Below are 12,689 nucleotides of genomic sequence, written 5' to 3'. Positions count from 1 at the left end.
AGTGTGCATCCAACTTTCGTTAGCTACACGCTTAAAGAAAACTTTACTTCTTCCAGATTGTTAAAGAACGAGAACTACACTTACCTAAAACTAGCGTCTTACGTAAAGATAGTGGTGGAGGATGACGGGATCGAACCGACGACCCCCTGCTTGCAAAGCAGGTGCTCTCCCAGCTGAGCTAATCCCCCGACGCATAACGTGGTAGGGCTGGTTGGACTCGAACCAACGACCCCCGCGTTATCAACACGGTGCTCTAACCAGCTGAGCTACAGCCCCGAAAACTCTTCTCGTTTAACTTTAATGACAGCCGATAAGCGTGGGCGCTTGATGATGGAGCGTTAGCTCCCGTGCCACTCTAGAAAGGAGGTGATCCAGCCGCACCTTCCGATACGGCTACCTTGTTACGACTTCACCCCAGTCACGAATCCTACCGTGGTAAGCGCCCTCCTTGCGGTTAAGCTACCTACTTCTGGTAAAACCCGCTCCCATGGTGTGACGGGCGGTGTGTACAAGACCCGGGAACGTATTCACCGCGGCATGCTGATCCGCGATTACTAGCGATTCCAACTTCACGCAGTCGAGTTGCAGACTGCGATCCGGACTACGATACACTTTCTGGGATTAGCTCCCCCTCGCGGGTTGGCGGCCCTCTGTATGTACCATTGTATGACGTGTGAAGCCCTACCCATAAGGGCCATGAGGACTTGACGTCATCCCCACCTTCCTCCGGTTTGTCACCGGCAGTCTCATTAGAGTGCCCTTTCGTAGCAACTAATGACAAGGGTTGCGCTCGTTGCGGGACTTAACCCAACATCTCACGACACGAGCTGACGACAGCCATGCAGCACCTGTGTTCAGGCTCTCTTTCGAGCACCCTCCAATCTCTCGGAGGTTCCTGACATGTCAAGGGTAGGTAAGGTTTTTCGCGTTGCATCGAATTAATCCACATCATCCACCGCTTGTGCGGGTCCCCGTCAATTCCTTTGAGTTTTAATCTTGCGACCGTACTCCCCAGGCGGTCTACTTCACGCGTTAGCTGCGTTACCAAGTCAATTAAGACCCGACAACTAGTAGACATCGTTTAGGGCGTGGACTACCAGGGTATCTAATCCTGTTTGCTCCCCACGCTTTCGTGCATGAGCGTCAATCTTGACCCAGGGGGCTGCCTTCGCCATCGGTGTTCCTCCACATCTCTACGCATTTCACTGCTACACGTGGAATTCTACCCCCCTCTGCCAGATTCAAGCCTTGCAGTCTCCATCGCAATTCCCAGGTTAAGCCCGGGGCTTTCACGACAGACTTACAAAACCGCCTGCGCACGCTTTACGCCCAGTAATTCCGATTAACGCTTGCACCCTACGTATTACCGCGGCTGCTGGCACGTAGTTAGCCGGTGCTTATTCTTCAGGTACCGTCATTAGCCCAGGATATTAGCCTGAGCCGTTTCTTCCCTGACAAAAGAGCTTTACAACCCGAAGGCCTTCTTCACTCACGCGGCATTGCTGGATCAGGCTTGCGCCCATTGTCCAAAATTCCCCACTGCTGCCTCCCGTAGGAGTCTGGGCCGTGTCTCAGTCCCAGTGTGGCTGGTCGTCCTCTCAGACCAGCTACTGATCGTCGCCTTGGTAGGCCTTTACCCTACCAACTAGCTAATCAGATATCGGCCGCTCCAGGAGCATGAGGTCCGAAGATCCCCCACTTTCATCCTTAGATCGTATGCGGTATTAGCGTAACTTTCGCTACGTTATCCCCCACTCTTGGGTACGTTCCGATATATTACTCACCCGTTCGCCACTCGCCGCCAGGTTGCCCCGCGCTGCCGTTCGACTTGCATGTGTAAAGCATGCCGCCAGCGTTCAATCTGAGCCAGGATCAAACTCTTCAGTTTAATTCCTGTTTTGACACTTTCGTGTCATGTCGCTCACTCAAAATACTGACCGTCACTCATTGCTGAGCAACGTATTTCTTTTGCGTGAACATTTGATAATTTAAGCATTCAGCAGCCACTTACGCGACTGCTGGCACTTCATCAAACGCCCACACTTATCGACTGTTTATTGTTAAAGAACTGTATTCGGTACTGCCTTGCTGCGTTTGCGAATCGTTTTGTTCGTCAGCAGCAGAGAAGTGAGATTATGCAGTAGTTCGCTTAACTCGTCAACCCCTCGTCTGTTTTGTTGCGCCGTCGTTACCGACTCATTTCCTTGCGCTGCAAAACAGGAGGCGAACTATAGCAAAGGCAGACCCCAGTGCGCAAGGGGATCACGGCACCAAATGCTCGAGAATCGAATGCGCAGCCTCCACCCTGGCCGAATTCGGGTAATTCTTATTGGCGAGCATGACGATCCCGACGCGCCGTTGCGGCACGAACAGGACATAGGCGCCAAATCCGCGCGTCGCGCCCGTCTTGTTGAAAAGCGTCCCCGGCGGCGGGACCTGGGCCGGCTCCAGCCGGACGGCCGGATTCGGCTCGGCGCTCATCTTCGTGGAATTCCCTGCCTGCAGCGCAGCCAGGCTCACGGGCGCGCGGTACTGCTCCCATCCGAGCCCTTGCACGGTATCGCCGATGCGGAAATAACCGGTGTGCGTGCAATCGATGGCGCGCCGCATCGGTTCCGACAGGCTGCTGGCGTCGATATTCAGCTGGACGAAGCGAATCATGTCGGCCGCGCTGGCTTTCACGCCATACGTCGCCGCGTCGAACGGTCCGGGGCCGACGCGCACCGGCCGGTTGGCCTTGTCGTAACCCCAGGCGTAATCGCCCATTGCGCCGGCAGGTACGCGGATATGACTGTGCTTCAGGCCCAGCGCGGGGAACAGCCGGCCTTCGACGGCATCGGCAAACCCGACGCCCAGCGCCTGCGCCGTCACGTGGCCGAACAGCCCGAGACTGGGATTCGAATACCGGCGGAGCGTGCCGGGTGCGGCGTCCGGGCGCCACGTGCGGAAGTAAGCGATCGTCTGCGCCTCGGTCTCGACGTCGTCCGGGAATTGCTGCGGCAAGCCTCCCGGCGTGTAGGTGCCCAGTTCGAGCACGTTCGCACGATCGATCGCGCTGCCCTTCAACTGCGGGACGTATTGGCCGGGGTGATCCGCGAGCGACAGCTTGCCGAGCCCCTGCGCGTAACACGCCAACGTCGCCGTGACGGTCTTGCTGACGGAGCCCAGCTCGAACAACGTGTTTTCGGTAACGGGCTTGTGCTCCTGTTTCGACGCCTCGCCGTAATTGAAGAACAGCGCCTGGCCATCCACCGTGACGGCGACTGCGATGCCAGGCACGTCGTACTGCGCGATCAAAGGCTGGATTGCGCGGTCGACAGCGACACGCACGGCGGCGGCATCGACGGCGCCTGCCGTCAACGGCAACAACGACAGGCATGCGAGGGCGATGGATTTTGTAGACAAGGCATTCTCCGGGTTCGTTCGTGACGGGCACCAGTATAGGCAGGGCCCCCTGCGCGCCGACAGCGCAGCCGTCCCGGCAAACCGGGCGTTCGTCACATCGCCGACTTCAGCGCGCCCAGGTAACGCTCGCTGACGGCGACCGTGGCGCCGCAACGCAGCGTGAGCCGGCAGCTGCCGTCGCCGGCGGAATCCAGCCGCGCGATCTCGCCGCGCCTGACGATCGCGCCGCGGTGCACGCGCAGGAAATCCTCGGGCGCGAGCAGCGTTTCGAGGCGGTTGAGCGTAATGCGGTGCAGGACCGTGCGCCCGGCCAGGTGCAGCTCGACGTAATTCCCGGCCGATTCGATCCACAGGATGTCGGCCACCCGGATCTGTTCGATGCGGCCGACGGAGCGCACGTTGATCCGCTCCGGCCGCGCGGCGGTCTGGCTGGCATCGACGTAATCGCGCAACGCCGCGCCATAGGCCTCGCGCTGACGCTGTCCCAGCATGGCGCCGATCCGCTCGACCGTCTGGGCGAGGCGTGCATCGTTCAGGGGCTTGAGCAGGTAGTCGAGCGCGTGCACGTCGAACGCGTCGATCGCGTGTTCGCTGTAGGCCGTCACGAACACGATGAGCGGCGGCGCGCATGCGCGGCTGATCTCGCGCGCGAGCACGAGGCCCGATTCGGCCGGCATCTGGATGTCGAGGAAGATGACGTCGACCTCCTGCGCGGCCAGCACCGCGCGCGCGGCCGCGGTGCCGTCGCATTCGGCCACGAGCCGCCAGTCTGGATGCGCGGCCAGGGCCAGGCGCAGATTCGAACGGCTGGGCAGTTCGTCGTCGACGATCAGGTAGCGCACCGGCATGCTCACTCCCGCGCCAAAGGCAGCCGGACTTCGGCCACGAAGCGGCCGTCCTGCAGGGTCGTGCGCAGCGTCGCGGTGGGATGCATGAGGCGCAGCCGCTCGCGCGTATTCGCGAGCCCGAGACCCGCGCCGGGATTGGGCGACGCCTGCGCGAGCGCGGGATTCGTCACCCGGATCGTGAGCGCCGCGCCGCCGGACACGAAGGACAGGCGAATATCGCTCGGTCCGTCGTGACAATCGAGATCGTGGCGAAGCGCGTTCTCGATCAGCGGTTGCAACAGCAGCGGCGGACAATCGACGTCGTGCAGCAGCACGTCGTCGCCTTCGATGCGGACCTGCAGCCGGTCGCCGTAGCGCAGGCGTTGCAGGTCGAGATAGTCGCGGACGAACTGCAGCTCGTCCGCCACGGTCGCCGTATTGCGCACGCTGGCCGACAGCGCATAGCGCAGCAGGTCGCTCAGGCGGCCGATGCCGCCGAGGGCCAGGGTGCGGTCGCCTTCGCGCACGAGCGCGCTGATCGCGTTCAGCGCATTGAACAGGAAGTGCGGTTCGAACTGCGCGCGCAGGGCCAGCATGCGCTGCTCTTCAAGCGCGAGGCGCAGATTCAGCATGTCGGTCTGGCTGCGCTGCCACGCCAGTTCGCGCTCGCGCGCCTGCCGCCGGTAGTGGACCGCAAGGATGGCGGCGAACGTGCCCGTCGTCGAGAACCAGCCGACCAGCAGCATCTTCATCAGCAGGCGGCGCGCGTCGTCGACGCTCGCGATGTGCAGATAGCCGCGCAGCCACGCCATGTACGTCCACTGCGCGGGCTGGAACACGAGCACGAGGCCCACGAACAGCAGGAACACGTTGCGCGGACGGGCGATCAATCCGGGCCAGCGCGCGAGGGCGAGGATCAGGCCTGCGCTCAGGACGATCAGCGGCACGGCGTACTCCACGAACCACGTCACCAGCAGCGAGGGATAGTGGCTGTCGACGCCAAGGCGCAGGTTGTCGCTGTAGGTCTGCAGGGCGCCCAGGGTGCTGATCGCCGTCCACGAGAGCACGACGATGGCGATGGTCCTTACCGCGGGCGGTGTCGATGGCGGGGAAATGGCGTGCTGCGTCATCGGGGAAGTATAGCGTGCCGGTGGACCGCGGCCGGCCGCTTCGTCACGTGGAAGCGGGGTTTCGTCACGGCGGCGTTACCGTCGTACCGACATGGCCGCAGAATCGGTGACGCATCCTCTTTATCAACTCTCCAGCTACCCATGAAAAACACGATACGCCTGGCTGCCGCGCTCCTGCTCGGCGGCGTCTCCGCTTCCACCGTCGCCGGCATGACGGAGTGGCTCGCGCCGCAGGATCCGTTCCCCATCTACGGCAACACGTACTACGTCGGCACGCATGGCATCAGCGCCGTGCTGATCACGTCGCCGGCGGGCCACATCCTCATCGACGGCGGCCCGCCCGCCGCGGCCGACCAGGTCGCGGCGCATGTCCGCGCGCTCGGCTTCAAGGTCGAAGACATCCGTTACATCCTGAATGGCCACGATCACTTCGACCACGCCGGCGGCATCGCGGCACTGCAGAAGATGAGTGGCGCCTCGGTGCTGGGCAGTCCGGCGTCCATCGCCGTACTGAAGTCGGGGCAGCCGGACAAGCGGGATGCGCAATATCCCAGCCTGGTCCCGATGACACCCGTGGCCAACACGCGCGCGGTACGCGACGGCGAAGTCGTGACACTCGGGCCGCTCGCCGTCACGGCGCACTTCACGCCGGGGCACACACCGGGTGCCACCAGCTGGACGTGGCAATCGAGCGAAGGCGGCAAGACGATGCGCGTGGTGTACGCGGACAGCCTCACCGCCCTGGCCGCGGACGGCCGTAGTTTCAGCAGGAATCCGCTCTATCCGACCGCGCGCGCGGACGTCGAGCGTTCGATCGCCACGATCGAAGGACTGGAATGCGACGTGCTCGTGAGCGCGCATCCGGATTTCGGCGATCTTTGGGAGCGGAAGGAGAACAAGGCTCTCGTCGATCGCGACGCCTGCCGCAAGTACGCGGCGGTCGCGCGGGAATGGCTGGCGAAGACGCTGGCGGCCGAGGGGCAACCATGACGGTCGTCCGCAAGCTGCTGTTGGCGTGCTGCTTCGCAGGTAGCTTCGCCTCGGCCGCGCCACCTTATGTGCTCGACGACACGGAAGTGCGCGACGTGCACGCGGGGGCGCTGAACCGCAACTACCAGGTATTCGTCGCGCTGCCGGATTCGTATCGGTCGTCGAACCGGCGTTATCCCGTGGTGTTCGTCGTCGACGCGAACTACGCCTTCCCCGTTGCGCGCGGTATCGCCCAGCGGCTGGCCAAACATGCGGGTCTGGAAGAGGCGATCGTCGTCGGGCTGTCGTATGCGAAGGGCGACAGTCCCGTGTACAGCCGGCGCCGCGATTACACGCCGTCGATGCCCCGGGGCCAATATGTCTCCGATATGCCGGGCCGCAGCGCCGCGTTCGGCGAGGCGCAAGCCTACGGACGCTTTATCGCAGCGGATGTCTTCCCAGTGATCGCCGCGCACTACCGGGCCGACATGAGCCGCAAGATCTTTGTCGGCCATTCGTATGGCAGCCTGCTCGGCTTGCAAGTGCTGTTGAGCGAGCCGGCCACGTTCGACCATTACATCCTCGGCAGTCCATCGCTATGGTTCGACCAGGGCGTGATGTTCGATCGGGAACAGGCTTATGCAAAGGGACACAAGGATATGCCGGCGTCGGTGTTCTTCGGTATCGGCGGCCGGGAGACATTGCCGGCGAACCGGAAGCGGTCGCGAACGGAAGAGAATGCGGACATGGTCGCGGATCTATGCGACTTCGACGCGGCATTGAAAACGCACCGGTATCCGAACCTGAAAAGCCGTCTCGAAGTATTCGCGGACGAGGATCATGCCAGCGTCTTTCCACTGGTGCTGACCCATGGCTTGCGGGCGTATCTGAAGAAGGTGAAGTAAACAGCAAAAAGCCCGCTCAGAGCGAGGATTGGCAGTGCCGATCCGAGCGAGCGGGCTTCGTTTTTCCAAAACAAAAAACCCCGTCGAGATCACTCGACGGGGTTTTCTTAATAACTAGCCTGACGATAACCTACTTTCACACTGGTTGCAGCACTATCATCGGCGCAGAGTCTTTTCACGGTCCTGTTCGGGATGGGAAGGGGTGGTACAGACTTGCTATGGTCATCAGGCATAACTTGTACGAGTGCCGCAGCTTGTGCATGCGTCACTCTGAATCCGGAAGAAGTAGTTTCTTAATCTGTTGTCTCAACAAACAGCTGAACCCTTGCATTGGCATGACTGCCAAGGTTATAGGGACAAGCCGTACGGGCAATTAGTATCAGTTAGCTTAATGCATTACTGCACTTCCACACCTGACCTATCAACGTCCTGGTCTCGAACGACCCTTCAAGGAGCTCAAGGCTCCGGGAAATCTCATCTCAAGGCGAGTTTCCCGCTTAGATGCTTTCAGCGGTTATCTCTTCCGAACTTAGCTACCCGGCAATGCCACTGGCGTGACAACCGGTACACCAGAGGTTCGTCCACTCCGGTCCTCTCGTACTAGGAGCAGCCCCCTTCAAATTTCCAACGCCCACGGCAGATAGGGACCAAACTGTCTCACGACGTTTTAAACCCAGCTCACGTACCACTTTAAATGGCGAACAGCCATACCCTTGGGACCGGCTACAGCCCCAGGATGTGATGAGCCGACATCGAGGTGCCAAACTCCCCCGTCGATATGAACTCTTGGGAGGAATCAGCCTGTTATCCCCAGAGTACCTTTTATCCGTTGAGCGATGGCCCTTCCATACAGAACCACCGGATCACTATGTCCTACTTTCGTACCTGCTCGACTTGTCGGTCTCGCAGTTAAGCACGCTTATGCCATTGCACTATTAGCACGATGTCCGACCGTACCTAGCGTACCTTCGAACTCCTCCGTTACACTTTAGGAGGAGACCGCCCCAGTCAAACTGCCTACCATGCACTGTCCCCGACCCGGATTACGGGCCAAGGTTAGAACCTCAAACGAACCAGGGTGGTATTTCAAGGTTGGCTCCACGAGAACTGGCGTCCCCGCTTCAAAGCCTCCCACCTATCCTACACAGATTGGTTCAAAGTCCAATGCAAAGCTACAGTAAAGGTTCATGGGGTCTTTCCGTCTAGCCGCGGGTAGATTGCATCATCACAAACATTTCAACTTCGCTGAGTCTCGGGAGGAGACAGTGTGGCCATCGTTACGCCATTCGTGCAGGTCGGAACTTACCCGACAAGGAATTTCGCTACCTTAGGACCGTTATAGTTACGGCCGCCGTTTACTGGGACTTCAATCAAGAGCTTGCACCCCATCATTTAATCTTCCAGCACCGGGCAGGCGTCACACCCTATACGTCCACTTTCGTGTTTGCAGAGTGCTGTGTTTTTATTAAACAGTCGCAGCCACCAGTTTATTGCAACCCTTTCACCCTCATGGAGTAAACCAATCAAGCTACCGGGGCGTACCTTATCCCGAAGTTACGGTACCAATTTGCCGAGTTCCTTCTCCCGAGTTCTCTCAAGCGCCTTAGAATACTCATCTCGCCCACCTGTGTCGGTTTGCGGTACGGTCTCGTATGACTGAAGCTTAGAGGCTTTTCTTGGAACCACTTCCGATTGCTTCGTGTCACAAGGACACACGTCTCGACCCCTTGAATTACGCGCCCGGATTTGCCTAAGCGCCTTCTATGAGTCAAGAACCAGCTATTCCAACAGCTGGACAACCTTCCGCGATCCGTCCCCCCATCGCATCATACGACGGTGCAGGAATATTAACCTGCTTCCCATCAGCTACGCATCTCTGCCTCGCCTTAGGGGCCGACTCACCCTGCTCCGATGAACGTTGAACAGGAAACCTTGGGCTTTCGGCGAGAGGGCTTTTCACCCTCTTTATCGCTACTCATGTCAGCATTCGCACTTCCGATACCTCCAGCATCCTTTACAAGACACCTTCTCAGGCTTACGGAACGCTCTCCTACCATATGTGCAAGCACATATCCGCAGCTTCGGTGACTGGCTTAGCCCCGTTACATCTTCCGCGCAGGACGACTCGATCAGTGAGCTATTACGCTTTCTTTAAATGATGGCTGCTTCTAAGCCAACATCCTGACTGTTTTAGCCTTCCCACTTCGTTTTCCACTTAGCCAATCTTTGGGACCTTAGCTGGCGGTCTGGGTTGTTTCCCTCTTGACGCCGGACGTTAGCACCCGACGTCTGTCTCCCAAGCTCGCACTCATCGGTATTCGGAGTTTGCAATGGTTTGGTAAGTCGCAATGACCCCCTAGCCATAACAGTGCTCTACCCCCGATGGTGATACTTGAGGCACTACCTAAATAGTTTTCGGAGAGAACCAGCTATTTCCAGGTTTGTTTAGCCTTTCACCCCTACCCACAGCTCATCCCCTAATTTTTCAACATTAGTGGGTTCGGACCTCCAGGGCGTGTTACCGCACCTTCATCCTGGCCATGGGTAGATCACCTGGTTTCGGGTCTACACCCAGCGACTGTCGCCCTGTTCGGACTCGATTTCTCTACGGCTCCCCTATTCGGTTAACCTCGCCACTGAATGTAAGTCGCTGACCCATTATACAAAAGGTACGCCGTCACCCCACGAAGAGGCTCCGACTGTTTGTATGCACACGGTTTCAGGATCTATTTCACTCCCCTCCCGGGGTTCTTTTCGCCTTTCCCTCACGGTACTGGTTCACTATCGGTCGATTACGAGTATTTAGCCTTGGAGGATGGTCCCCCCATCTTCAGACAGGATTTCTCGTGTCCCGCCCTACTTGTCGTACGCTTAGTACCACCGTTCGAATTTCGTGTAAGGGGCTATCACCCTCTATGGCCAGCATTTCCAGGCTGTTCCACTATTCAATCGACTATCACGTACAAGGCTCATCCCATTTCGCTCGCCACTACTTTGGGAATCTCGGTTGATTTCTTTTCCTGCAGCTACTTAGATGTTTCAGTTCGCCGCGTTCGCTTTGCATACCTATGTATTCAGTATGCAATGACCTAAAAGGCCGGGTTTCCCCATTCGGAAATCTGCGGATCAAAGTGTGTTTGCTCACTCCCCGCAGCTTATCGCAAGCTACTACGTCCTTCATCGCCTGTAATCGCCAAGGCATCCACCATGTGCACTTATTCACTTGTCCCTATAACGTTGGCCCCTGCATGAGTATCAGGGAACGTCATAACAACAAGAGTTCAGCTTACTATGTTTGTTGATACATACAGATTACTACCCTAAGTGTGCATCTGATCGTTGGATCAGCTACACGCTTAAAGAAAACTTTACTTCTTCCAGATTGTTAAAGAACGAGAACTACACTTACCTAAAACTAGCGTCTTACGTAAAGATAGTGGTGGAGGATGACGGGATCGAACCGACGACCCCCTGCTTGCAAAGCAGGTGCTCTCCCAGCTGAGCTAATCCCCCGACGCATAACGTGGTAGGGCTGGTTGGACTCGAACCAACGACCCCCGCGTTATCAACACGGTGCTCTAACCAGCTGAGCTACAGCCCCGAAAACTCTTCTCGTTTAACTTCATAACAGCCGATAAGCGTGGGCGCTTGATGATGAGTCGTTAGACTCTGTGCCACTCTAGAAAGGAGGTGATCCAGCCGCACCTTCCGATACGGCTACCTTGTTACGACTTCACCCCAGTCACGAATCCTACCGTGGTAAGCGCCCTCCTTGCGGTTAAGCTACCTACTTCTGGTAAAACCCGCTCCCATGGTGTGACGGGCGGTGTGTACAAGACCCGGGAACGTATTCACCGCGGCATGCTGATCCGCGATTACTAGCGATTCCAACTTCACGCAGTCGAGTTGCAGACTGCGATCCGGACTACGATACACTTTCTGGGATTAGCTCCCCCTCGCGGGTTGGCGGCCCTCTGTATGTACCATTGTATGACGTGTGAAGCCCTACCCATAAGGGCCATGAGGACTTGACGTCATCCCCACCTTCCTCCGGTTTGTCACCGGCAGTCTCATTAGAGTGCCCTTTCGTAGCAACTAATGACAAGGGTTGCGCTCGTTGCGGGACTTAACCCAACATCTCACGACACGAGCTGACGACAGCCATGCAGCACCTGTGTTCAGGCTCCCTTTCGGGCACCCTCCAATCTCTCGGAGGTTCCTGACATGTCAAGGGTAGGTAAGGTTTTTCGCGTTGCATCGAATTAATCCACATCATCCACCGCTTGTGCGGGTCCCCGTCAATTCCTTTGAGTTTTAATCTTGCGACCGTACTCCCCAGGCGGTCTACTTCACGCGTTAGCTGCGTTACCAAGTCAATTAAGACCCGACAACTAGTAGACATCGTTTAGGGCGTGGACTACCAGGGTATCTAATCCTGTTTGCTCCCCACGCTTTCGTGCATGAGCGTCAATCTTGACCCAGGGGGCTGCCTTCGCCATCGGTGTTCCTCCACATCTCTACGCATTTCACTGCTACACGTGGAATTCTACCCCCCTCTGCCAGATTCAAGCCTTGCAGTCTCCATCGCAATTCCCAGGTTAAGCCCGGGGCTTTCACGACAGACTTACAAAACCGCCTGCGCACGCTTTACGCCCAGTAATTCCGATTAACGCTTGCACCCTACGTATTACCGCGGCTGCTGGCACGTAGTTAGCCGGTGCTTATTCTTCAGGTACCGTCATTAGCCCAGGATATTAGCCTAGGCCGTTTCTTCCCTGACAAAAGAGCTTTACAACCCGAAGGCCTTCTTCACTCACGCGGCATTGCTGGATCAGGCTTGCGCCCATTGTCCAAAATTCCCCACTGCTGCCTCCCGTAGGAGTCTGGGCCGTGTCTCAGTCCCAGTGTGGCTGGTCGTCCTCTCAGACCAGCTACTGATCGTCGCCTTGGTGAGCCTTTACCTCACCAACTAGCTAATCAGATATCGGCCGCTCCAGGAGCATGAGGTCTTGCGATCCCCCACTTTCATCCTTAGATCGTATGCGGTATTAGCGTAACTTTCGCTACGTTATCCCCCACTCTTGGGTACGTTCCGATATATTACTCACCCGTTCGCCACTCGCCGCCAGGTTGCCCCGCGCTGCCGTTCGACTTGCATGTGTAAAGCATGCCGCCAGCGTTCAATCTGAGCCAGGATCAAACTCTTCAGTTTAATTCCTGTTTTTGCTGCTTTCGCAGCATGTCGCTCACTCAAAATACTGACCGTCACTCATTGCTGAGCAACGTATTTCTTTTGCGTGAACATTTGATAATTTAAGCATTCAGCAGCCACTTACGCGACTGCTGGCACTTCATCAAACGCCCACACTTATCGACTGTTGATTGTTAAAGAACTGTATTCGGTACTGCCTTGCTGCGTTTGCGAATCGTTTTGTTCGTCAGCAGCAGAGGAG

General features: G+C 57.7%; 4 protein-coding genes, 4 tRNA genes, 4 rRNA genes and 1 pseudogene. 2 read left to right on the top strand and 11 right to left on the bottom strand.

The annotated features are described in order from the left end of the window. Nucleotides 1–112: 112 nt before the first annotated feature. From ACEN9H_RS00065 to ACEN9H_RS00040, 6 genes and pseudogenes are all read right to left on the bottom strand, one after another. A tRNA-Ala gene (locus tag ACEN9H_RS00065) sits at nucleotides 113–188 on the bottom strand. An 11-nt stretch (nucleotides 189–199) separates the two neighbouring features. After that, nucleotides 200–276: transfer RNA gene (locus tag ACEN9H_RS00060), tRNA-Ile, on the bottom strand. Between the two features lie 83 nt (nucleotides 277–359). Next, nucleotides 360–1,888, bottom strand: a 16S ribosomal RNA gene (locus ACEN9H_RS00055). Nucleotides 1,889–2,262: 374 nt separating this feature from the next. Continuing rightward, nucleotides 2,263–3,410, bottom strand: a pseudogene (gene ampC, locus ACEN9H_RS00050) (class C beta-lactamase). A gap of 87 nt (nucleotides 3,411–3,497) precedes the next feature. Further along, nucleotides 3,498–4,253 (bottom strand): LytR/AlgR family response regulator transcription factor, encoded by a 756-nt coding sequence (locus ACEN9H_RS00045; protein WP_056131098.1) that lies wholly within the window; start codon nucleotides 4,251–4,253, stop codon nucleotides 3,498–3,500. Nucleotides 4,254–4,255: 2 nt separating this feature from the next. Continuing rightward, nucleotides 4,256–5,362: a sensor histidine kinase gene (locus tag ACEN9H_RS00040; protein WP_413673352.1), complete on the bottom strand. Its 1,107-nt coding sequence runs from the start codon at nucleotides 5,360–5,362 to the stop codon at nucleotides 4,256–4,258. A 141-nt stretch (nucleotides 5,363–5,503) separates the two neighbouring features. Between ACEN9H_RS00040 and bla the strand changes: the two genes are divergently transcribed. Both bla and ACEN9H_RS00030 read left to right on the top strand, forming a co-directional pair. Beyond that, entirely contained in the window at nucleotides 5,504–6,352 is an 849-nt protein-coding gene (gene bla, locus ACEN9H_RS00035; protein ID WP_413673351.1) for a subclass B3 metallo-beta-lactamase, read from the top strand. Beyond that, a complete protein-coding gene (locus tag ACEN9H_RS00030) occupies nucleotides 6,349–7,236 on the top strand; it encodes an alpha/beta hydrolase (protein WP_413673350.1) in 888 nt (295 codons plus the stop codon). The genes bla and ACEN9H_RS00030 overlap by 4 nt, the downstream gene beginning before the upstream one ends. A 117-nt stretch (nucleotides 7,237–7,353) precedes the next feature. On the opposite strand, the gene rrf is transcribed toward ACEN9H_RS00030, so the two are convergent. The 5 genes from rrf to ACEN9H_RS00005 form a co-directional block, all read right to left on the bottom strand. Then, nucleotides 7,354–7,466: ribosomal RNA gene (gene rrf / locus ACEN9H_RS00025) — 5S ribosomal RNA — on the bottom strand. A 122-nt stretch (nucleotides 7,467–7,588) separates the two neighbouring features. After that, nucleotides 7,589–10,465 (bottom strand): 23S ribosomal RNA (locus ACEN9H_RS00020). Nucleotides 10,466–10,673: 208 nt separating this feature from the next. Next, nucleotides 10,674–10,749, bottom strand: a tRNA-Ala gene (locus tag ACEN9H_RS00015). An 11-nt stretch (nucleotides 10,750–10,760) separates the two neighbouring features. Next, a tRNA-Ile gene (locus ACEN9H_RS00010) sits at nucleotides 10,761–10,837 on the bottom strand. Between the two features lie 82 nt (nucleotides 10,838–10,919). Continuing rightward, nucleotides 10,920–12,448: ribosomal RNA gene (locus ACEN9H_RS00005) — 16S ribosomal RNA — on the bottom strand. The 16S, 23S and 5S rRNA genes sit together here with 2 tRNA genes alongside, the layout of an rRNA operon. Nucleotides 12,449–12,689: the final 241 nt, after the last annotated feature.

This window comes from Massilia cellulosiltytica (assembly GCF_047325105.1).
In the GTDB taxonomy this organism is placed as follows: Bacteria; Pseudomonadota; Gammaproteobacteria; order Burkholderiales; family Burkholderiaceae_D; genus Telluria; species Telluria orientalis.
Note: the sequence above shows the minus strand (reverse complement) of the source record. Positions and strands in the feature narration are given on the sequence as shown.